Origin of the sequence: Clostridioides sp. ZZV15-6383, assembly GCF_020657735.1 — a bacterium.
GTDB lineage: Bacteria > Bacillota > Clostridia > Peptostreptococcales > Peptostreptococcaceae > Clostridioides > Clostridioides difficile_D.
The window spans coordinates 20726-43226 of the sequence record NZ_JAGWCV010000031.1 but is presented as its reverse complement, the minus strand read 5'-3'; the positions used below and the strand labels follow the sequence as shown (position 1 = coordinate 43226).

21 protein-coding genes and 1 other RNA gene are annotated in these 22501 nt (G+C 29.1%); 10 read left to right on the top strand and 12 right to left on the bottom strand.

What is annotated here, in order from left to right; genetic code table 11:
* A partial coding sequence (locus tag KGF42_RS12250) for a hypothetical protein (protein ID WP_227826421.1) occupies window positions 1-3456 on the bottom strand: 3456 nt, incomplete at its 3' end.
* A gap of 347 nt (window positions 3457-3803) precedes the next feature.
* Between KGF42_RS12250 and KGF42_RS12245 the strand changes: the two genes are divergently transcribed.
* The 5 genes from KGF42_RS12245 (at window position 3804) to KGF42_RS12225 (ending at window position 6506) form a co-directional block, all read left to right on the top strand.
* Window positions 3804-4208: a class B sortase gene (locus tag KGF42_RS12245; protein WP_227826420.1), complete on the top strand. Its 405-nt coding sequence runs from the start codon at window positions 3804-3806 to the stop codon at window positions 4206-4208.
* A 202-nt stretch (window positions 4209-4410) separates the two neighbouring features.
* On the top strand, window positions 4411-4761 hold the full coding sequence (locus tag KGF42_RS12240) for a hypothetical protein (RefSeq protein WP_227822857.1): 351 nt from the start codon (window positions 4411-4413) through the stop codon (window positions 4759-4761).
* A 26-nt stretch (window positions 4762-4787) separates the two neighbouring features.
* Entirely contained in the window at window positions 4788-5141 is a 354-nt protein-coding gene (locus tag KGF42_RS12235; protein WP_227826419.1) for a transposase, read from the top strand.
* A 146-nt stretch (window positions 5142-5287) separates the two neighbouring features.
* Window positions 5288-6040: a Fic family protein gene (locus KGF42_RS12230; RefSeq protein WP_227826418.1), complete on the top strand. Its 753-nt coding sequence runs from the start codon at window positions 5288-5290 to the stop codon at window positions 6038-6040.
* A complete protein-coding gene (locus KGF42_RS12225; protein ID WP_227826417.1) occupies window positions 6030-6506 on the top strand; it encodes a tyrosine-type recombinase/integrase in 477 nt (158 codons plus the stop codon). The genes KGF42_RS12230 and KGF42_RS12225 overlap by 11 nt, the downstream gene beginning before the upstream one ends.
* A 117-nt stretch (window positions 6507-6623) precedes the next feature.
* Here the strand turns inward: KGF42_RS12225 and KGF42_RS12220 are convergent, their stop codons facing one another.
* From KGF42_RS12220 to smpB, 5 genes are all read right to left on the bottom strand, one after another.
* Window positions 6624-6854: a hypothetical protein gene (locus tag KGF42_RS12220; RefSeq protein WP_021362065.1), complete on the bottom strand. Its 231-nt coding sequence runs from the start codon at window positions 6852-6854 to the stop codon at window positions 6624-6626.
* A 5-nt stretch (window positions 6855-6859) separates the two neighbouring features.
* Window positions 6860-7339: a DUF3990 domain-containing protein gene (locus tag KGF42_RS12215; RefSeq protein WP_095892698.1), complete on the bottom strand. Its 480-nt coding sequence runs from the start codon at window positions 7337-7339 to the stop codon at window positions 6860-6862.
* Window positions 7339-7554, bottom strand: a complete 216-nt coding sequence (locus KGF42_RS12210) for a DUF3791 domain-containing protein (protein WP_227826416.1) — start codon at window positions 7552-7554, stop codon at window positions 7339-7341. Before KGF42_RS12210 ends, KGF42_RS12215 begins: the two co-directional genes overlap by 1 nt.
* 315 nt (window positions 7555-7869) lie before the next feature.
* Window positions 7870-8219, bottom strand: a transfer-messenger RNA (tmRNA) gene (gene ssrA, locus KGF42_RS12205).
* Window positions 8220-8375: 156 nt separating this feature from the next.
* On the bottom strand, window positions 8376-8831 hold the full coding sequence (smpB, locus tag KGF42_RS12200) for an SsrA-binding protein SmpB (RefSeq protein WP_227822850.1): 456 nt from the start codon (window positions 8829-8831) through the stop codon (window positions 8376-8378).
* A gap of 395 nt (window positions 8832-9226) precedes the next feature.
* On the opposite strand from smpB, the gene KGF42_RS12195 reads away from it, so the two are divergent.
* Entirely contained in the window at window positions 9227-10054 is an 828-nt protein-coding gene (locus KGF42_RS12195; protein WP_227822849.1) for an AIM24 family protein, read from the top strand.
* 799 nt (window positions 10055-10853) lie between these two features.
* Here the strand turns inward: KGF42_RS12195 and KGF42_RS12190 are convergent.
* Window positions 10854-11345, bottom strand: coding sequence for a YfbM family protein (locus KGF42_RS12190; RefSeq protein ID WP_227822848.1), 492 nt, complete (start codon window positions 11343-11345; stop codon window positions 10854-10856).
* Window positions 11346-11652: 307 nt separating this feature from the next.
* Window positions 11653-13788 (bottom strand): ribonuclease R, encoded by a 2136-nt coding sequence (rnr, locus tag KGF42_RS12185; protein WP_227826415.1) that lies wholly within the window; start codon window positions 13786-13788, stop codon window positions 11653-11655.
* 582 nt (window positions 13789-14370) lie between these two features.
* On the opposite strand from rnr, the gene KGF42_RS12180 reads away from it, so the two are divergent.
* From KGF42_RS12180 to KGF42_RS12165, 4 genes are all read left to right on the top strand, one after another.
* The gene (locus tag KGF42_RS12180) at window positions 14371-14985 is read left to right on the top strand and encodes a HEAT repeat domain-containing protein (RefSeq protein ID WP_227822846.1); all 615 of its coding nucleotides are present in this window, start codon (window positions 14371-14373) and stop codon (window positions 14983-14985) included.
* Between the two features lie 261 nt (window positions 14986-15246).
* Window positions 15247-15744: a YbhB/YbcL family Raf kinase inhibitor-like protein gene (locus KGF42_RS12175; protein ID WP_227826414.1), complete on the top strand. Its 498-nt coding sequence runs from the start codon at window positions 15247-15249 to the stop codon at window positions 15742-15744.
* Between the two features lie 102 nt (window positions 15745-15846).
* Window positions 15847-16152, top strand: coding sequence for a VOC family protein (locus KGF42_RS12170; RefSeq protein WP_227826413.1), 306 nt, complete (start codon window positions 15847-15849; stop codon window positions 16150-16152).
* A gap of 24 nt (window positions 16153-16176) precedes the next feature.
* The gene (locus KGF42_RS12165; protein WP_227826412.1) at window positions 16177-17115 is read left to right on the top strand and encodes an AEC family transporter; all 939 of its coding nucleotides are present in this window, start codon (window positions 16177-16179) and stop codon (window positions 17113-17115) included.
* A 486-nt stretch (window positions 17116-17601) separates the two neighbouring features.
* Here KGF42_RS12165 and secG read toward each other — a convergent pair whose 3' ends face one another.
* The 4 genes from secG to tpiA all read right to left on the bottom strand — a co-directional run bounded on the left by secG (window position 17602) and on the right by tpiA (window position 22485).
* Window positions 17602-17826 (bottom strand): preprotein translocase subunit SecG, encoded by a 225-nt coding sequence (gene secG, locus KGF42_RS12160; RefSeq protein WP_003421948.1) that lies wholly within the window; start codon window positions 17824-17826, stop codon window positions 17602-17604.
* A gap of 574 nt (window positions 17827-18400) precedes the next feature.
* Window positions 18401-19693 carry a phosphopyruvate hydratase gene (gene eno / locus KGF42_RS12155; protein WP_227826411.1) on the bottom strand — a complete coding sequence of 431 codons (1293 nt, stop codon included), beginning with the start codon at window positions 19691-19693 and terminating at the stop codon, window positions 18401-18403.
* Window positions 19694-20200: 507 nt separating this feature from the next.
* Window positions 20201-21730: a 2,3-bisphosphoglycerate-independent phosphoglycerate mutase gene (gpmI, locus tag KGF42_RS12150; protein ID WP_413927018.1), complete on the bottom strand. Its 1530-nt coding sequence runs from the start codon at window positions 21728-21730 to the stop codon at window positions 20201-20203.
* Window positions 21731-21741: 11 nt separating this feature from the next.
* Complete coding sequence (gene tpiA, locus KGF42_RS12145) at window positions 21742-22485, bottom strand: triose-phosphate isomerase (RefSeq protein WP_003421957.1); 744 nt, start codon at window positions 22483-22485, stop codon at window positions 21742-21744.
* Window positions 22486-22501 lie beyond the last annotated feature (16 nt).

Genomic DNA, 22501 nt, shown 5'->3' with positions numbered 1-22501 from the left:
ATCTGGATCCGGTTTACTATTTCCTCCATTATCTGGATTTGGTTTGCTATTTCCTCCATTATCTGGATCCGGGTTATCTGGATCCGGGTTATCTGGATCTGGGTTATCTGGATCCGGGTTATCTGGATCTGGATTATCTGGATCCGGGTTATCTGGATCTGGATTATCTGGATCCGGGTTATCTGGATCTGGATTATCTGGATCCGGGTTATCTGGATCTGGATTATCTGGATCCGGGTTATCTGGATCTGGGTTATCTGGATCCGGATTATCTGGATTCGGGTTATCTGGATCCGGGTTATCTGGATCTGGGTTATCCGGATCTGGGTTATCTGGATCTGGGTTATCTGGATCCGGGTTATCTGGATCTGGGTTATCTGGATCCGGATTATCTGGATTCGGGTTATCTGGATCCGGGTTATCTGGATCTGGGTTATCTGGATCCGGGTTATCCGGATCTGGGTTATCTGGATCTGGGTTATCTGGATCCGGATTATCTGGATCCGGGTTATCTGGATCTGGATTATCTGGATCCGGGTTATCTGGATTCGGGTTATCTGGATCTGGATTATCTGGATCTGGGTTATCTGGATCTGGGTTATCCGGATCTGGGTTATCTGGATCCGGATTATCTGGATTCGGGTTATCTGGATCTGGATTATCTGGATCCGGGTTATCTGGATCCGGGTTATCTGGATTCGGGTTATCTGGATCTGGACTACCTGTATCATAACCTCCTGAGTCAGTATCTACATTTTTATTAGGCTTCCAATAATCATCTACTCCATCATTATCTGTATCTACTGCTGGACGATTATAATCTGTATCAGGGTTTCCATCTCCATTGGTATCTATATTTTTATCAGGTTTCCAAATACCATCTCCATTTCCACCTTCTGTACTAGGCTTCCATTCACCTGTATTATCAGTATCTATGTTAATATCTGGCTTCCAATCACCACTCGTATCTATATTGATATCTGGCCTTCCATCCCCATCAGTGTCTATATTTATATCCGGTTTTCCATCCCCATCTATATCTACATTTATCATATCTAACTTTAACTTCTTTTCATCCTCACTACCTTCAATGTAATTTATATCATCTCCAATATATTTTACAGTAATAGTTTGTTCAGTAGTAAAAATATGATTATTATTATCTAAAGGTCTCCATTCAATAGATGCAGTACTATAATTATGACTCCCACTACCCTTATTATGAGTTTTTAATTCTACTGGATCTTTATATTCCTTTCCATTAATATAGAATTGTACATAACCTCTTGGAGAGGCACAATCTGGTCCTTCTTTCTTATCAGGTGAAACAGTAGCATTTAATGTAAACGTATCTGTTGGTTTAAAAACATCAGTTTTAACTTTAGACTCTTCTACAACTAATGAAGTTTCTGCATCAGCAGGAATAATTTCTGCCTTATAAAATGCTCTATGCCCCCAATAAGCATCATTAAAAGGGTATTCACTAGAAAACTGTGTCGATGTAACGCTTAATTGATATTTTCCAGCATCAACTTGTTTTGTAAGGTCATCACTTCCTAAATTTACATCTGGTTGCATCGTTTCATCATCTAAACGTTGAGAACTAATAGTCATAAATTTTTTATCTGTAAGTTTTTCACCTTTAGGAGTAGTTATTGGAATACCACCATCTTTTAATAGCCAATCTAAAAATCCTTCTTCTACGTCTTTTTCAAATGGTAATCCATCATATCTTTTACTAATCAAATATGGTGGAGTCTTATCAATAGTAAATTCTTCATATTGCTTTAAAAATGAAGAACCTGAACCTATATCTTTAATATAAAAATCATCTGGTTTTAGAACTTCTCCAGTAATTTTATCTACAACAGTTAAATCAACAGATACTTCAGAACCAGTGAATTGGTCAGAGAACCATAAGTAAAGAATCCCTTGATCATCTGTATAACTAGGCGCTCCATAAGGATAAATTTTCCCATCAATTAGCATTTTAAAATCCTCAACTAGTGTAGTATCAACTTTATCTTCCCCTAAATATGTTAGAGATATTTTACTCATAAAAACGTGTGTTTTCTTTTCTAAATCACCGTATGCAACGGCTCCATTGAAACTTTTGAATGTTGTTGCTTTTAATGAACCACCTGTTACTATAACCTCTCCTGTTGTAGCACTTAGGTCAAAAATCCAACCTCCTGATCCTGTCATATAAGGTAAAATCGTTCCTCCAGTTACAAGTATACGATATCCTCTATTATTTGCTCCTGATTGAACACATCCATCTCCAAATGCACTACCATGTGCCCCTCCATATGAATAGGAAAGTCCACCATTAATTGTAATATTTCCACTATAACCAGAACCTGTGCTAGGATCTACTACTTCTGGACTTAATTGCTTCTTTGCTGAGTTATAGTACCCTCCACCTATTCCAGCTCCATGGTATGCGCCTTTAGCAGTTATAGTACCACCATTAATTGTGATATCTCCACCAGTACCGCTACCACCTCCACCTATTCCAGCTCCATATCCCCTATTACTACTCGATTCCTGACCTACAGCAGTTATAGCACCACCATTGATAATAATATTTCCTCCATTTTCAGTACCTCCACCACCAATACCTGCAGCATAATAATTTCCAACAACTTTTAAACTTCCTCTATTATTACTATCTAGTAGTGTAAGGCGATCTCCTTTTTTTAGCGTATTTCCATTTTCTAGAGTTACATCTCTAGGAATTTTTCCACCCTCAGGAACTATAAAGTCTCCTTCAATATCTCTATTTACAACAGAATCATCAATAATTAGAGTAGTACTTTTTCCTGCTCTCATACCTGGATAATATATATCACCTGACTCTAGTATGTTTTCACTACCATCTTGTAATATAATATGTGCATATGCACCACCATCTTTATCTGGTGTTAAAGTAAATGGGCTATTAGATGCGGTTTTAATATTTACTCCATCAAATATTAATTCAGCTTTTACATCTTTAGGTATAACAATCCTATGTTTTGTTGGAATATTATGATCATTATTTTGAATTGTCATTTGTTTTCCACTAAGAATAGTTAAAACACCACCTGCAAATGTAAAATCAACATTTATTTCTCCACCACTAATTTTAAAGTCTCCTACAGACATAGACTCTTCTGCAGTGGCATCTTCTTCTACAATTACTTCATTAGCATCTTCTTCTGCACTTCCTGCATTAGCATCTCCTTCTGCATTTCCTGCATTGGCATCTCCTTCTGCATTTCCTGCATTAGCATCTCCTTCTGCATTTCCTGCATTAGCATCTCCTTCTGCATTTCCTGCATTAGCATTTCCTTCTGTACTTTCTTCTATAGTATCTGCGAAAGTATTTGATGTATTAAATGATGCTACTGATCCAAGTCCCATTGAGATACTTAAAATCATTGATAGTACTTTCTTTTTACATTTTTGTTGCATAAATTCCCCCTCCCCTAAAGAATTTTTAATATACACTATATATATCCTAATATACACTATATACATCCTAACATACACTCTAATAACTTTAATATATACTTAAAACTCATATTTGTCAATGAATATACTGCTTTTTCAACCTTATATATTATAAGTATTTATTATTTACTAAATAACTATAATAAAAATTTTAACTATATAAAATTTATTTAATCTTTTATATAATAATACAGGAGATGATTAATTGAAAAAACTAGTAAAAATATTAATAAACATTATTTGCATTATTACACTAATTTTCTCTAGCCTTTCGATTTACATAAAATTATCTGAATATAGAAAAGCTGATGAAGTATATACTAAACTCAGAGAAAACACTGGCAACAATAATAGTCTATGGTCATTATATGAAAAATAGAACTATGTTTGGTCAGCTAGAAAACTATACTGATGAAGCATTTTTCAAAGAAAATAACTTAGTAGAAATAAAATATAAAGAACAAACTTATACTTATGAAATTTTTTCAGTATATACTGCTGACTTAATTAACAGAGATTATTTAAATATACACTTTAATAGTAATGATGAGTTTGAAGATTATTTGAATTATATAACTGAAAAATCAGTACACAAATCTGATATAAAGGTAGATATTTCAGATAAAATTATAACTTTATATACTTGTAACTATGAATTTAAAGATGCTCGTACTATAGTTCACGCTAAATTAATTTCAAAAAAAAGAGACTGATAAGTATGTTTGTGTAAATACAAACTTACCTACAGTCTTTTTTGAATGTAAAATTGGTAAGTTTGGAATAATATTCATATTAAACTTTTGGAGGTAAAGAAATGAAAGAACAAAGAGAAATAATTATTCCAGATTTAGATTACCAAGCTGAATTAAGAAAGTGTAAAACTATGGAGGATGTAGTTGGTGAAGATGGTATATAATGTCTCAATTTACAAATTATCTTGGTGATATTAATGAAATTTCAAAAGATACATTATTTATTGATGGAAGTAAAATTAAATCTGTTGCTAATAGATGTACATTTGTTTGGAGAAAAATTATTGAAAAAAATATGCCTAAAATGTTAAAGGAGCTACCTTACTTTATTTTAAAATGCGAACAAGATTTTGGCATTAAGGTAATTTATAAAGATAAAATAAGAATGTGTCACTTAAAAAAGTTACTTAAAAAACTTAAAAAGATAGCTAGAGAAGAGAGAGTTATTTTGTTCATGGCAAAGGTAAAAGAAAAACGTCTATTCAAAAATTATGTAATTATATCAATAGGTTAAAAAAGTATATTAAAGATCTTTATATAATGGGTGAACGAAACAGCTACTCTAAAACGGATAAAGATGCAACATTTATGAGGCTGAAAGAAGACTACATGAAGAATGTTCAACTTAAACCTACATATAATATTCAAATTGGTGTAGATTCTGAATATGTAGTATGGGCAAATTCAGGTTCTCAACCTACAGATACTACTACTTTAATATCATTTTTAAAGTCTATAGAAAAATATACTAATTTTAAATATCATAAAGTAATAGCTGACGCTGGTTATGAAAGTGAGGAAAATTATGTATTTCTTGAAAATAATAATCAACTTTCTTTTATTAAACCTTCCAATTATGAAGTTAGTAAAACAAGAAAATATAAAATGATATAGGTCTTGTAGACAACATAAAGTATAATTCAGAAGATGATTACTACATTTGCAAAAATAATAAAAAGCTATATGCTAGTAATAACTTATTAATTTTGATATAGTCATAATTAGATAAGAATTAAATAAGGAAGGAAGGAGCTACAATCATGAATAAATCATATATGCCAAAATACAAATATAAATTTCCTACTAATCTACCTCATGGAGATAAAAAATATACTTTAACATACATTAGAAGAATGATAAGTGAATTTGTATATGATATGGGTAACCTAGAAAACAATCCCTTCACATTCCCAGAAGTACAAACATTACTTGATGGTATAACAGTAGGTGGACATAAATTAAGTGACCAAAATCAAATACTAAATATAAAATCATCATGGGATTATGTAATAAAATTAAGTAACAAAGAAAACTTATCTTTAAATAAAGATACAATTTGCTCTATACATAAAATAGTTACAAAAGATGAAGCTCTAATCGTTGGAGATTTTAGAAATGGTAATATAGGAATAGCTGGTACTACCAAATATGAGTGCATAGAAGCCACTCTATTAAATGATTTATTTGTAAGTGACATAAGTATCATAGATAAAATAACTAACCCCTTAGAAAAGGCTATAATAATAAATTTATGGTTGTCCTATTGTCAATTCTTCTATGATGGCAACAAAAGAACTGCTAGACTTACCTCAAACCTAATACTTATAAGTAATGATATAGGAGTTCTATCAATACCAGCTAAACATAAACAAGAATACAACACATTAATGCTAAACTTCTATGAAACACTAGAAGCTGATGAAGTTATAAAATTCTTATTAGAGAAATGTATTACATTCTTTGATGAATATAACTATAAATCATATAAGGAGCTGTTTAAAAATGGCAACTAAAAGAGCTAATGGAGAAGGCTCTATCGGAAAATATAAAGATGGTTGGCGTTCCCGTATAATGATTGGCTATAATGAAGATGGTAAACCAATAAGAAAAGAATTTTATGGTAAGACTCAAAAGGAAGTTAAAGATAAACTTCAAAATGAAGATATATTAAAGACTGGAGAATTATATAGAAATAATAATTATGTATTTTGCAATGAATTAGGCATCCCTATAGATGATAAAAGACCTTTAAGGAATTTAAAGTCCATATTAAATAGCTTAAATATAGAGCCTATAAAGTTTCATGGTCTTAGGAAAACTTATGCTACTAGACTTTTTGAGAATGATGTTCCTCCTAAAACTGTACAAGTTTTAATGGGTCATTATGATATATCAATAACTTTAAATATATATACTCAAGTTATGGAAGATAAGAAGGTTGAAGCTGTAGAAAAGTTAGATAAAATATTTTCATTGTAAAAAGCAAATACATAAAAATGCTATGATTCCATATAAGTTAATTATAAAATCAAAATAAGGATACAAATTAATTTTATATTATCTTGTATCCCTAATTCATATCTCGTTTCTAACTATTTATCTTGGATAGCCTTTATGGTACATTAATCCATTTTCTAACATTAATTCTTGAGCCAAGTATATATGACCCTTACAGTGCATATCTGATACACCCTCACTTATAAGTTTATATGTTTCAGAAGTATATAAATAATCCATACTTTCTTCCAAGCTCTTACCTGTTTGCTTAGAAAATTCTAATATGATTTTTTTATATAGTATTTGTAATAATGTTTTATTTGCTTCCATAATCACTATACCTCCTCTTCATACCTAAACTTTAAATATTTATCTATTACATTTTGATTGGTTATACATATTTGTTCATTTGGTTTATAGTATTTTAATCTTTTTAAAGCTTCATCTTTTTCAATAAGATTATCTTGATACAGTTCTATTGTATTGTAAATCTTATCATCAGCAATACCACCTATTATAATGTCATATTTCATATATATATCACTCATATTTCTACATTCTATTATAAAATCAAGCCATTCTAAATTATAACTATTGAAGATTTTTACCTTGCAGTTTTCTTTTAATTTATCAATATCTAAAGAATAACTATTTAAATATGCTTTTTTACCTCTTTTTTTAAAACGCTCTGTCCAGTTAATTGCTTGTGTCTTTATACTGGTTACATAGAATCCTTTTCCAAAATCTAAAGAATCTCTTGAAAAGGTAATATTAGGCGTTTTTACTACACAATATGAACCATGATATACAATCATTATATCACACCCTTTTCTTTAAGTACTTGCATTAAATCTTCCACTATGTAATCTTTACTTTGAGAATGTAGTGCTTCATAGCAAGGTATTATATAGTTATCTAAAATATCAGTATCATGTTTAAGAAGTTTATAAACTCCTTCTGAATCTATATTCAATTTTTCTGCTAAAGCTTCAATGCAAAAAATAGAAAATTCTAGTTTTCTTTCATCCATTACAAACCTCAACTCCTATCAAGCTTATATAATATATATTTTTACTAATTAACAACTTAAACTGTCTTACATTTATAAAAATATTATATCATAAAGTAGATATTAAAATTCTATGTTATCTATTATCATAATAAACAAATAAAATAATAAACAAATAAAAACTTTTTATACAGCCTAAATGCACCCCAATATACCCCCAAAAAAAACTCATTTTCTGTGGTTGGGGTACAGTTGGTGGATTTCATCACCAAAATAAAAAATACTAGTCACTAAAGACTAGTATTTTCAAGTATTTCATCATTCTTTTTTCAAAATTGGTGGAGACGAGGGGAGTCGAACCCCTGTCCGCAAATCTTTTCCTTGCTGCATCTACATGCTTAGCCAACTTCACTAATATCTCGCCTCACATAACGCCAAGTGGCAGGCTCTATGCTTAGCCAGTCCCAATTAATCTACTTCAAGTCGAGACACCCATAAAGTAGTTCCCTGCATAATGACGTCCAGTCTTAGTCGGCAGGAGGACTAAGAGGGACGAGCAGCAACTAGGCTGCTATCGCGAAATTATCGTCTGCGTTTATTTTAAAGTTCCCCAGTTTTTACGTGACCCAGAGTAACACGACATGCAGCCTCAAGTTCCAAACCCACGTCGAAACCTTTACGCCCCCTTGATTAGTTATAGTCCAGTAGACTCTTCGCAAACTTTATCACCATTTTTATTAAATTTTTAATGTATATATAATATAATACTTTTAAGAATAAAAATCAATGTTATGTTCTAGATAATAAAGAATTTTATTCTAAAAAATACAGTTTTATCTAGTTTAATACTTCCCTGTCATTTCTCTTTCTATACGTCTTTGTGCGTCTTTCTTAGCCATATCTTGACGTTTATCATATAGTTTTTTACCTTTTGCTAAGGCAATCTCTACTTTAACTTTACCGTTTTTTAGATACAAACTAAGTGGTATAAGTGAATACCCCTTTATAGTAGTTGCTCCAATAAGTTTTCTTATTTCATGTTTATGAAGCAATAGTTTTCTAACTCTTAAAGGATCAACATTAAATATATTTCCTTGCTCATATGGACTTATATGAACTTGTTTTAAAAATACTTCACTATTATCTACAGATGCAAATCCATCACTTAGATTAACTTTACCTTGTCTTATTGATTTTACTTCTGTTCCTTTTAATTCAATTCCACATTCATAAGTTTCTTCTATAAAATATTCATGTTTTGCTCTTTTGTTTGTTGCTAATATTTTTTTACCAGCCATATAAATCTCACCTTCTTTGCTAGAAATTTCTTCAATAAATATTAGGAATTTGCTAAATATTTAATGTTGCCAAATTATTTGACTAACTTGTATGATAACATATTTAGGTCTTTTAGTCAATATTTCACTGATATATTAAGTTAGTTAGGCAATGTAGAATAAATAATATACCCATAAAATATAATACCCACAAATAATAAATAATACTCAAAATACCTATCGAAATAACTATACATCCTTAAACAATCTAACTCAAATCTAAACATTTCAAAAACTTCTTAAAAATAGGTAAAAATTTGATGATAAAGTAGCCATTTTTTTAAAAAAAATGTAATATATAGTTATATCTTATAATATTTTAGAGATAAATTTTAACATAGTAGGGAGAAATTTGTATGGATTTAAGCAAAAAAGTAAAAATTTTAGAAAATGCATCAGATGGTAAGAGTGAATTTGAAGTATTAGAATTTGAAAAACTTGAGGGAGCTTCTAGCCCATTAATGGCAATGGGATTATATTTTGCTAGAGAGGCTGGCTTGAAAGCTAGACAAATTAAGATAAAGTTAAATAATTCATCAATAAAGACAGAGGCTGGTGCATTGTACTATTATAAAGGAAATATATCTTCTGAAACTAAGATTGGTGGTGTTGGAGGTCTTTTCAAAAAAGGAATATCAGGAGCACTTACTAATGAATCAATGATGAAACCTGTATACAAAGGTATTGGTGAAGTTTACTTAGAACCTTCTTTTAAACATTATTTATTTATGAATCTTGATAATGATTCTATAATTGTTGATAAAGGATTATTCTATTGTTGCTCTGATACAATAGAAGTAAAAGCATTTACACAAAAGAACTTCTCATCTGCTTTACTTGGTGGTGAAGGCTTCTTCCAAATAGAATTAAGTGGTACTGGTGTAATCGTTCTAGAATGTGTTGTACCTCAAAGTGAAATCGTAGAATATGAATTGAAAAATGGCGAAGAATTAAAGGTAGATGGTAACTTTGCAATAGCAAGAACATCTGGAGTTAATTTTTCTGTTACAAAATCAGATAAATCTTTAATTGGTTCTGCTTTAAATGGTGAAGGTTTCTTAAATACATTTACTGGTAACGGTACAGTTTGGCTAGCTCCAACTCAAGTAATGTACGAAAAATTAAGCTTTGGAACAATGCCTACTAATGATAATATGAATAATAAAGTTTCTAAGCAAAAATAGTGGTTTTATAAATATTTATTAAATCATTATTGAGTTTATAAAGTCACTATAAGTTTTATTAGATTATTATTATAAAGTCAGAGTGTGGAAATATTTATGTGTATTTTTTAAATAAAAATTTCCACACTGTTTCAAATTATTATACTTGATATATATACAATTCAATTTAGGAACATAGTCTAATATTCATAAACATATTCAAGTAATGATTTCTCTTGGTAATTATTCTCATCCCTTATTCTTTGATTATATTTATCTTATTCCTAGCTTTTATGTCCTATTATATTTCTCATCTTATTATTTAAATTAGGCATTAGCTTATCTAAAATCTCGTATTTTCTTAATAATAAAGTTTACATCTATACTAAGTTCACAAAATAATCAAGGTAGTCAAGAGATTTAACTTTATTTGATTTTAAAAATTTAAGTGAACTTGCTCTCATACATAGCTTTTTGAAATTATATCTGTAAAAGATATTATTTAGAGCTATAATTAAATCAACTGATTAAACTTTAGAAAATTTATTAAAATTATATTAATTAAATTGGAATCTAAAAGATTATTAAATGCCTATTGTAGGCTCACATATTTTAGAGTCATATTATATAGTTTGCTCTAAGAGATATTTATTACATACTTATATTCTGATGACACTAATTTAGGATAAAGCATTTAGCCTTTTAAGATAAATTTAAACATATGTAGCTATACACCACAAGAACTCAGAAATAATTGATGTGTTTTAAAAGCATACTTATCCATGGGCTAAGATATGTAAGTACATTAATATTCTAATCATCACATTATACAAAATATTACTGCTTGTCCTTCATTAGTCGCTTCTTCTATAAACTTTTTAAGTTCAATTAAATTTGCCCATACATAATCAAAAAACTCTTCTTCATTCTCATCATCCATAACAGGATAAATATTATTTTCTAACATCTCACTAATATTAAATTTTTTTCTAAACGTTTGTTCTTCCAAATTGTTCATTGCTTCTGATAGTTTTTTTACATCATCATCAGTAATCAGCATTGCAGGTGGCTCTCCATCAATTTCCATAAATATATTTCCACTTAACACCAATTTGCTAAATATATTATCATCATCTCCTCCAAATGAACAGCCTGTTAAAGTAAAGTGAATAGCATGCCATGCTTTATCGATATTAATAGTACTATTTTCATGTACATCTTCAAAAACAAAATCTTGTAAATTGCCTTCTGCTTGTTGTAATTTCAAAACATCTTCTTCACTTATTCTAGTATAACATCCTATCATACCCATAATTCCATTCCTCCTAAGTAGCGTTTTTTATAATTTTAACACTAAATTTATACAAAGCAACACGTTATTATAAATTAGATAAAACAAAACTTTATATAAAATAAAAAAATAAGTGTATCTTAAATTTTAAATGATACACTTATTTTGTATTAAAAATCTATATTTTAGATATCTGTTTTTCATTAAATATTTTTCGATTATATATTTCCATTAAATATTTTTTAATTATCTATTTTCATTGAGTATTATATATTTAACCACACCATAAATACTATAACTTTTCATATCTAATTTTAGATGATTTTACTTATTCCTCTATCTTTTCAACTATTTCAAAATCTATTTCTTTAAAATCTACATTCACACTCTCAACCTTTATCTTAACAAGGTCACCTATCTTGTACGACTTCTTAGTTCTTTCTCCTAAAACACTATAAGAACTCTCATCATAAATATAGTAATCATCATTCATATTTGCAAGCCTTATCAATCCTTCTATAGTATTATCTAACTCAACAAATATTCCAAATGAAGTTACACTAGATACAACACCTTCAAATTCTTGACCGACTTTATCCTTCATATAAAGAGCCTTATAGAAATCATGTACATCCCTTTCAGCTAACTCTGCTTTTCTTTCTTTCTCAGATGATTGAACAGATGCATAATCCACTATAGTGGTAAGCTGTTCTTGTCTTTTTCCACTTATCTTATTGTTTAAGGATTCTTTTATTATTCTATGAATTTGAAGGTCAGGATATCTTCTTATTGGTGAAGTAAAGTGACAGTAGAATTTAGCTGCTAACCCAAAGTGTCCACTACATTCTGGTGAATACTTAGCTTGTTTTAAAGAACGAAGCATTATAGTACTGATAGCTCCCTCTTCTTTTTTGCCCTTTATCTTCTCTATTATACCTTGTAATGCTTTTGGGTGTACTTCCTCTTTATCACCTTTTATTGTATATCCAAATGTAGATATAAACTTACTTAATTCTTCCATTTTTTCCAAAGATGGTGTCTCATGTATTCTATACACAAATGGTATCCCCATCCAATAAAAATGTTCAGCAATTGTCTCATTACTTATAAGCATAAATTCTTCTATTATTTTATTAGATATTCTTCTTTCATATGGCTTTATATCTACAACTTCACCTTTTCCATTTAGAATTATCTTTGCTTCTGGGAAATTGAAATCTATAGCACCTCTTTTTCCTCTTCTTGACATAAGAATTTTAGCCAAAATTTCAGCATTTTTAAAATCTTCAGCAACATGTTCAAAAGTCTTTTTAAGTTTTTCGTCATCCTTCTCCAATATATCAGATACTTCTGTATAGGTCATTCTAGCTTTTGAATTTATTACAGATTCACATATTTCATGCTTAACTACATTTCCTTTATGGTCTATCTCCATAAATATAGAAAGAGTTAACTTGTCTTCAAGTGGATTTAAACTACATACTCCATTTGAAAGAGTCTTTGGCAACATTGGAATTACTTTATCTACTAAATAAACTGATGTAGCTCTTTTTAAAGCTTCTTTATCAAGTTTATTTTTTTCTCTTACATAATGGGTAACATCAGCTATGTGAACTCCTAATTTGAAGTTTCCATTAGATAATACTTCTATTGATATAGCATCATCTAAGTCTTTTGCGTCATCTCCATCTATAGTAAATATGTTTAAATCTCTTAAATCTCTTCTCCTTTTTATCTCTTCTTGAGTAATCTCAACAGCTACAGCTTCTGCTTCTTGCAATACTTTCTTTGGAAATTCTTCTGGGAGACCATGTTCTCTTATTATAGAGTCTATTTCTACGCCTCTTTCACCTTTTTGACCTAGTATCTCTATAATTTTACCTTCTGGTTTTCTATCTTCTTGTGGCCATACTGTAATTTCACATACTACCTTATCATTATCGACTGCTCCACTAAAATGTTTTTTAGGTATATATATATCTTTAGTAAATTTCTTATTATCTGGTGTTACAAATCCAAAAGTTTTACTTGATTGGAAAGTTCCTACTATTCTAGTTATTTCTCTCTTTATAACTTTTACTATTCTTCCTTCATCTCTCTTTTCTTCAGTTGCAGGTACTACTATTTCTGCCATAACTCTATCATTATGCATAGCACCATTTATATTGTCACTTGAGATAAATAAATCCTGTGTATATTCAACATCAGATTCCACAAATCCAAATCCCTTTTTATGTGATACAAATTTTCCAACAAAATATCCCATTTGATTTGGAGATATTATTTTTCCTTTCTTAGTAAAACATATATATCCATCTTCTTCTAATTCATTTAAAAAATTATAAAACATTGGCATTTCTGATGAATGTATATCAAATATTTCTGCTAATTCTTCTTTTTTTAGAGGATTATATGCGCTTTCATTTATTAATCCCAACAAACTTTCTTTAAATCCTGGTATCATTTTTCCCTCCTATTTTACTTTTCATTATAGTATCATTTATATTTCTTAAAACACAGCATTTTTTCTTACTTGTCACATGGCTTTCTATATTTTTTATTATTCTTACAAGCTAAAATTACTTATTTATATTTTTGATTTAATGTAAACTTTATTACACTAATTTCAAACAAATTATGATAACTTTTTTATCACAAATTGTCTGTATAAATGTTATTATGATTGTTTAAATTAATATTTATCATCTGCTTTATCACCTAATTATACACTATCAGATGGGATTGGTAAAATATTCATCTCATATAAGTATAACTATATAATAATTTATTCTATTAGTATACTCAAATCATGTAAAATTTATATAACTCAATTAATTTTTTAAACACAATTTTATAATATAAAACTCATAATAAAAGTAAATTTATATGTTAAATGATGTTGATTTTTTATTATTTTTTATTTATGCTAGTACTAAAGACTTGCAAACGCTTTTTGACAAGTCTTTATTTTATCTAAATTAAACAAATTTTTTTTACAAATAACCACACGAAATTTAAACTAATCTACTTATTGGAGGAGATAAAATTGGAAGAAGTAATAGCAAAAATTATTACTATAGAAAATGGCTTTAAAGAAATTGAAAATATTGCTAAAAAGATTGTAAAAAATAATGACTCAAAAAAATGTTATTATCTATCAATCTATTTATATAGATCAGAGTATTATCAAGTAAGAGAATTAGCAGTATTTATACTTGGTTTTATATCAGTAACTATTTCTGAAGCTTTGTTATTTTTAAAAGACAATGTGAGTAAAGATGAAAACTGGAGAGTACAAGAAATATTAGCTAAATCATTTGATTATTATTGCAATGAAATAGGATATGAAAAGGCACTTCCTGTAATAAAAGAATGGCTTAATTCTGATAGTCCAAACATAAAAAGAGCTGTGACAGAAGGTCTTAGAATTTGGACTAGTAGAGACTATTTTAAATCTAATCCTGATGTTGCTATATCACTACTTTCTAGTTTAAAAGAAGATGATAGCGAATATTTGAGAAAATCTATAGGCAATGCTCTTAGAGATATAAGTAAAAAATATCCAAATTTAATAAAAAAAGAATTAGATTCATGGGATATATCAAATAAAAAAGTTGAGTTTGTATATAAGCTTGCTTCAAAACGTATCTTGGCAAAGTAAACTGGAGGTGAACTTACTTGAAATTTCGTGGTGAGTATACTTACCCATTAGAACTAACACATGATATGATAAAAGGTAAAAAGGAAGCAAATGCTGGATACTTTGGATATAATGCAAGCTATAGGAATTAATTTTATGTTGGATAATGGTATAAAAGACATTCTTAAGAAAAAAAGTAAGTAATTTACCATTATTTCCAACTAGTATATAATTAAATTACAGATATATTCTATTAATTTATTATATAGCAGGTAAATTATTATGAAAGTAACTAGTACAGGTATAGTAAATGGTGTTATAGAAGATAAATATGTAAAAAGAGGAAACCAGTTCAATGAAGATGGTATGCCTACATATTCTCTACCTCTAAAATTTGAAGATGCTCCAAAGAATACAGCATCCTTTGCTGTATTTTTAGAAGACAAAGATTCTGTTCCTGTATGTGGATTTGCATGGATACATTGGCTAGCTGCAAATATAACAAGAAACGAGTTAAACGAAAATGAAAGTATAACAGCTACTGATTTTATTCAGGGAACTACTAGCTGGCATGGTAAGTTAGGAGGTCTTGGTAGATTAGAGGCCAGTGTATATGGTGGTATGGCTCCTCCAGACAGACCCCATGTCTATGAAATACATATATTTGCACTTGATACTATCCTTGACCTTGAAAAAGGATTCTATATGAATGAATTTTTCAAAGCTATGGACGGACATGTTTTAGATACATTTACATTAAAAGGAAGTTATTCTAACTAATTGGATTTGACTATAGCTAATCATTAATTAAATGCCTACATTTGATTAATGATTAACTTAATTGTCATTATATCAATCTATATTAAATCTTAAGGAGTTGTCATGATAAAAAAAATAGACTATGTAGTCATTACTACTAATAATATAGAAAATTGTATCAGTTTTTATAAAAAACTTGGTTTTAACTTTAAGGAAATAAATAAAAAATATGAGCTTCTACCACATAGGAAAAACGTACAGACAGGTAGTACTGATTTTTATTTTAGAATAAACAAGAATATTGATGAGACAAAAAAATACTTAGAACAAAATGAGATTCAAACTGATCAAGGAATTTTAGAATGTATAGAAGTCTTTGGCAAAATTAAATCTATTTATTTAAGATGCCCTGATGGGAATTTAATTTAATTATTGAGTTACGGAAAATAAAATTTGGAAAATTTAATTCTATCAGTAAATGTTGTTCTTCCTTTGTTTCTCACAATGTCACTTGGATATATTCTAAAAAAATTAGGTCTATTTGATGTCCATACTTTAAATAAAATGAATAATGTCTGTTTCAAATCTTTCTTGCCACTATTATTATTTTTTAACATATACAATACAGATTTAGATGGCTCTCTTAATTTTAAACTTATGTCTGTAGCTATTATAATCATTTTTTCAATCTTCTTAATCTTAGTTTTTATTATCCCTAAGATTGAAAAAGATATTAAAACAAGAGGTGCTTTAATACAAGGCATATTTCGTAGTAATTTCGTTATATTTGGTATTCCTGTGACAATTTCACTATTTGGTGATAATAGTATTGGAGTCACATCTTTATTAATAGCCGTTATTGTACCTATGTTTAATGTTTTATCTGTTGTAATACTTGAAACTTTTAAGGGTGGTAAAGTAAACATAAAACATATGGTTAAGGGCATTATAGCAAATCCACTTATAATAGCTTCTGTAATTGGTCTTATTATGTTAATTTTAGATATTAATATTCCTACATTTTTACATAAGACAATTGGTGATATATCTAAAATAGCAACGCCTTTATCTCTTATAATTCTAGGTGGCTCTTTTAGTTTTTCTTCTATAAAGGGACATGTAAGACCCATTATATTGGGAGTATGTGGAAAACTCATACTTATACCATCGATATTTTTACCAATTAGCATTTTTCTTGGATTTAGAAATGTAGAATTAGCATCACTTATGATAATGTTATCTGCCCCAACTGCAGTTTCTTCATTTACAATGGCACAACAGATGGATTCTGATAGTGAGCTAGCTGGGCAAATTGTAGTATTTACTTCTGCATTTTCTATAATTACAGTATTTTTAATAATATTTATTTTAAAACAGAATAATCTTATTTAGATATTCATATTTACTTATATGATATTTTATAACTGTACGCTTTTACTTATACATTCTATTTAGAATACTTGTCCAAATTATAATAAGCTAATTGTTTGTTTTAAAAAATATACACATGATTGTAAATAGACAAAATATATCCATAAATAAACTTCCTTTTTATATAATCAAGTAGTACACTAAAAAGCATTAAATATATTAAAAGTATTAATAAATAAAAAATTAAATATATTAAAAGCATCAATAAAATAGAAAATTAAATATATTGAAATAGGATATTTTTAAGATAATATTTATAAATACATAACTTAATAAATATCTAACTTAATCTTAAACATAAAAACTGGACCAACAATATAAAATTATCAGTCCAGTTTTTATGTTTTGTACTCTTTACTTTACGTACTTTTATTAAAAACTAAATTTAATTTTTAAATATATAGCAAATGCACTAATCAAATAATGGCCAGTTATTCAACAATATCATTACTTCTTAACTATAAGTAATGCCAATGCATTTATAAAAAATAATACTGCTGTTATCTTTGTAACTCTAGCAAGAAATGCTTGTTTTCCTTTTGGTTTAAAGTAAGCTTGACTTCCTTCTCCACCAAACTCTGAAGGTAAAGCATTCTTTGAATCTTGAGGCATTATGCTAATTACTAGTAAAATCCCTAGTACTACTTGCACACCCATTAAAATGTTGCTCATTCTTGCCCCTCCTATCTGTTTATTACTTAAATTTCATTACTCTTTAGTGTATCACAATAATATAGTCATTTCAAGACCATTATGTTATAAATCATACACAAAAAGAATATATAATTGCTTACTATATTCTTAATATAAAAACTAACAAAATTTAGAAAATGAAACTATTTAAATTAACACATAAATTGACACTTAAAATAATCTACTCTCATTGTATATATTATAAATAGCCAACAAAGTAAAACGATTATTTTAAGATATAGGTATAACTCTGAATTATCAACATAATTTAAAATAAATAATCTATATAATAACCTATCTCTAGCAATAATACTTTAATACAATTATGATTAAATCAAAGTATATTAGAACTTTTATTTATTTTTTTAATAAAATATCTTATGCCAATTAGATAAAGATGAAATTAAAACTTTTATTCGTATTTTATCTAAATCTGTGAATAAAATTATGGAATGAAATATGAAAAAGGATAAGTGACTTGAAAAATCAACTAACACTTATCCTTATATAAGACAAACTTAAACCTTTTATACTATCTCTTTAATCTTAATAACTATTTTTTTAAGTTGTAGAAAGATTTTAATCCACAGTATCTAGCTTGCTCTCCAACCATTTCTTCTATTCTTAATAATTGGTTGTACTTAGCAACTCTATCAGTTCTTGATGGAGCACCAGTTTTTATTTGACCAGCATTTACTGCAACAGCTAAATCTGCTATAGTAGAATCTTCAGTTTCTCCTGATCTATGAGATATAACAGCAGTATATCCTGCTCTCTTAGCCATTTCTATAGCATCTAAAGTTTCAGTTATTGTACCTATTTGGTTAACTTTAACTAATATAGAGTTAGCAACTCCATTTTCAATTCCTTTTTCTAATCTCTCTGTATTTGTAACAAATAAGTCGTCACCAACTAATTGTAATTTATTTCCTAATTTTTCAGTTAATAACTTCCATCCATCCCAATCTTCTTCGTCTAAACCATCTTCTATAGTTATTATTGGGAAGTTGTTTGACCAATCTTCATATAAAGCAACCATTTCAGCAGCAGTTAACTCTTTTCCTTCTCCTGCTAAAACGTATTTTTTAGTTTCTTTGTTGTACATTTCTGTAGCAGCAACGTCAAGACCTAACATAACGTCTTCACCTGGCTTATATCCAGCTTTTGTTATAGCTTCAACTATTAATTCTAAAGCTTCTCTGTTTGAACCTAAGTTTGGAGCGAATCCACCTTCGTCACCTACACCACAAGCTAATCCTTTTTCTCCTAAAACTTTCTTTAATGAATGGAATACTTCTGCTCCCATTCTTAAACCTTCTTTAAAGCAACAAGCTCCTACTGGTAATATCATGAATTCTTGAACATCAACGTTATTATCAGCATGCTCTCCACCATTTAATATGTTCATCATTGGAACAGGTAGTTGTTTAGCATTTACTCCACCTAAATATTGGAATAATGGAAGACCTATTTCATCAGCAGCTGCTCTAGCTACTGCCATTGAAACACCTAATATAGCATTAGCTCCTAATTTACCTTTGTTTGGAGTTCCATCTAATTCTATCATGATTGCATCTATAGCTGGTTGGTCAAATGCATCCATTCCTTCTATTTCTGGTGCTATTATTTCATTTACATTAGCAACAGCTGTTTTTACACCTTTTCCTAAGTATCTTCCCTTATCTCCATCTCTTAATTCAACAGCTTCAAAAGCTCCTGTAGATGCTCCTGATGGAACTATTGCTCTTCCCATTGCTCCATCTTCTAATACTACTTCAACTTCTACAGTTGGATTTCCTCTTGAGTCTAATACTTCTCTAGCATATACTAATTCAATAACTGACATTTGTATATCTCCCTTCGATTTTCTATTAGTTAAATTTTCATTTACTGTAAACATCCGTCTACTATTTTAATCTACTTTCTATATTATAGTACATAAAGTCGTTTTTGAAAATTAGGTACAAATTTATTTGATGGGTAAATTTGTAAAAGTTCCTATTTTTATTTTATTTTTATAATATTTTAATTTATATAATATAAAAAAACTTGTCTAAAATCCAAAACCAATCTTCAATACACGAATATTATAACTAGATTTAAAACATTAAACATAAAATGTACAACTAATGATTCTAAAATTTTTGCTTATATAATATATATTAATTATTATTATTTGCATCATTATCTATCTTATAATTTTTATATTTTATAAATTCTCTATCTTGTAAACTTTATAAAATATACTTGCATCTATACTTTACGATAGCAGACCTTACAAAATAAATATAAACTGTGCTATTTTCAAATTTATATTGTAGTTTATATCTTATTCTCTACTTATCAGAATCAGTTATCTTGAAATAAGTGAATGACCAGTCATTTCTTCTGGCTTTTCTAAATTCATCATATCCAAAACAGTTGGTGCTATATCAGATAATCTTCCTCCATCCAATAATTTTGCACTTTCATATTCTTGACCAACTACAATAAACGGTACTGGATTAATAGAGTGAGCTGTTACAGTCTTTCCTGTTTCTGGGTCTAACATATATTCAGCATTTCCATGGTCAGCAGTTATTATTGCACTTCCACCCAACTCTACTATTTTATCTATCAATTTTCCTACACAAGTGTCTACAGTTTCAACAGCCTTAACAGCCGCTTCTATACTTCCTGTGTGACCTACCATATCAGGATTTGCAAAGTTTAACACTATAAAGTCAAACTTATCTTCTCCTAATTTCTCTAAAGCTTTATCTGTCAATTCATATGCTGACATTTCTGGTTTTAAATCATAAGTTGCAACCTTTGGAGAAGGTATTAATAATCTCTCTTCACCTTTGTTTGGCTCTTCTACTCCACCATTGAAGAAGAAAGTTACATGTGCATACTTTTCAGTTTCAGCAGCTCTAAGTTGAGTTTTTCCATTTTTAGCTAGATACTCACCTAGAGTGTTGGCTAAAGATTGAGGTCCAAATGCTATATGCACATTCTCTATAGTTATATCGTACTCTGTTAAACATACAAAGAAGTTTTTAATATCTTCTCTTTTAAATCCATCAAACGCTTCACAAACTAAAGCTCTAGTTATCTGTCTAGCTCTATCTGGTCTAAAGTTGAAGAATATAATTGAATCATTTTCCTTTATACTTCCAACTGGTTTATCATCTTTCATAATAACTGTTGGCATTATAAACTCATCATTTTTTCCATCGTCATAAGAGTTTTGAATAGCTTCTTCAATAGAAGTTGCTTTTTCACCAACACCTCTAACCATAGCATTGTATGCAAGCTCTACTCTTTCCCATCTCTTATCTCTATCCATAGCATAGTATCTACCAGAAACTGTAGCAAATTCTCCTACTCCAATTTCATTCATACTATCTTGTACTTCTTTAGCATATTCTAATGCACTTTGAGGGTCAGTATCTCTACCATCAGTAAATGAATGAACATACACCTTTTCTACACCTTTATCTTTTGCCATTTTGATTATAGCTTTAAGATGGTCTATATGTGAATGTACTCCTCCATCAGACAAAAGTCCCATTACATGAAGAGAATGTTCCTTTGCATTATCCATAGCTTCACATAAAACTTTATTAGTAAAAAAGTCACCATCTTTTATAGATTTTGTTATTCTAGTTAAATCTTGATATACTATTCTACCTGCACCTATGTTAGTATGACCAACTTCTGAATTTCCCATTTGACCATCAGGTAGACCAACATCAAGACCACTAGCATTTATCAATGTGTTTGGATACTCTTTTTTTATTCTATCTAAATTAGGAGTTTTGGATTCAGCAATTGCATTTCCCTTAACATCCTTATTGTAACCAAACCCATCCATAATAATTAAAGCAACTGTTTTTTTCATCATTTCACTCCTTAGAAATTAACAAGGTCTAGGTAATCATTACTAGCTAAACTAGCTCCACCTACTAAAGCTCCATCTATATCACTTTGACCCATTATTTCGGCTACATTTGAAGGTTTAACACTTCCACCGTATTGTATTCTAACTTCATTAGCTAATTCTCCATATAATCCTTTTATAACTTCTCTTATATAAGATATAACGTCATTAGCATCTTCAGCAGTTGCAGTTTTACCAGTTCCAATAGCCCAGATTGGCTCATATGCAACAACTACTTTTGCCAAATCATCTTTAAGAACATTTTCTAGAGCTTTTTCAACTTGAACTCTACAAACATCTTTAGTTTTTCCAGCTTCTCTTTGTTCTAAAGTTTCTCCAACACATAATATTGGGTCTATTCCTACTTCTAAAGCTTTTAAAACTTTCTTATTTACAGTTTCATCAGTTTCATTAAAGTACTGTCTTCTTTCTGAATGTCCTATTACAACATAGTCCATATCTATTTCTTTTAACATAAGAGGTGAAACTTCTCCTGTAAATGCTCCTTTTTCTTCAAAGTGCATATTTTGAGCACCTATCTTTATATTTGTACCCTTAGTAGCTTCTTTTAAATCCTTTAATAAAGTAAATGGTGCACATATAACAGCTTCTACTTTATCAGAATTTACTTTATCTTTAACTTCATTTACAAATTCTAAAGCTTCTTTTATTGTTTTATGCATTTTCCAGTTTCCTGCAATTATAGGTTTTCTCATTTTACAATCTCCTCTA

Coding starts and splice junctions, on each gene's coding strand:
- KGF42_RS12245 (WP_227826420.1), top strand. CDS start 3,804: ATGAAGTATATACTAAACTCAGAGAAAACACTGGCAACAATAATAGTC.
- KGF42_RS12240 (WP_227822857.1), top strand. CDS start 4,411: ATGTCTCAATTTACAAATTATCTTGGTGATATTAATGAAATTTCAAAA.
- KGF42_RS12235 (WP_227826419.1), top strand. CDS start 4,788: ATGGGTGAACGAAACAGCTACTCTAAAACGGATAAAGATGCAACATTT.
- KGF42_RS12230 (WP_227826418.1), top strand. CDS start 5,288: ATGAATAAATCATATATGCCAAAATACAAATATAAATTTCCTACTAAT.
- KGF42_RS12225 (WP_227826417.1), top strand. CDS start 6,030: ATGGCAACTAAAAGAGCTAATGGAGAAGGCTCTATCGGAAAATATAAA.
- KGF42_RS12220 (WP_021362065.1), bottom strand. CDS start 6,854: ATGGAAGCAAATAAAACATTATTACAAATACTATATAAAAAAATCATA.
- KGF42_RS12215 (WP_095892698.1), bottom strand. CDS start 7,339: ATGATTGTATATCATGGTTCATATTGTGTAGTAAAAACGCCTAATATT.
- KGF42_RS12210 (WP_227826416.1), bottom strand. CDS start 7,554: ATGGATGAAAGAAAACTAGAATTTTCTATTTTTTGCATTGAAGCTTTA.
- smpB (WP_227822850.1), bottom strand. CDS start 8,831: ATGGCTGGTAAAAAAATATTAGCAACAAACAAAAGAGCAAAACATGAA.
- KGF42_RS12195 (WP_227822849.1), top strand. CDS start 9,227: ATGGATTTAAGCAAAAAAGTAAAAATTTTAGAAAATGCATCAGATGGT.
- KGF42_RS12190 (WP_227822848.1), bottom strand. CDS start 11,345: ATGGGTATGATAGGATGTTATACTAGAATAAGTGAAGAAGATGTTTTG.
- rnr (WP_227826415.1), bottom strand. CDS start 13,788: ATGATACCAGGATTTAAAGAAAGTTTGTTGGGATTAATAAATGAAAGC.
- KGF42_RS12175 (WP_227826414.1), top strand. CDS start 15,247: ATGAAAGTAACTAGTACAGGTATAGTAAATGGTGTTATAGAAGATAAA.
- KGF42_RS12170 (WP_227826413.1), top strand. CDS start 15,847: ATGATAAAAAAAATAGACTATGTAGTCATTACTACTAATAATATAGAA.
- secG (WP_003421948.1), bottom strand. CDS start 17,826: ATGAGCAACATTTTAATGGGTGTGCAAGTAGTACTAGGGATTTTACTA.
- eno (WP_227826411.1), bottom strand. CDS start 19,693: ATGTCAGTTATTGAATTAGTATATGCTAGAGAAGTATTAGACTCAAGA.
- gpmI (WP_413927018.1), bottom strand. CDS start 21,730: ATGAAAAAAACAGTTGCTTTAATTATTATGGATGGGTTTGGTTACAAT.
- tpiA (WP_003421957.1), bottom strand. CDS start 22,485: ATGAGAAAACCTATAATTGCAGGAAACTGGAAAATGCATAAAACAATA.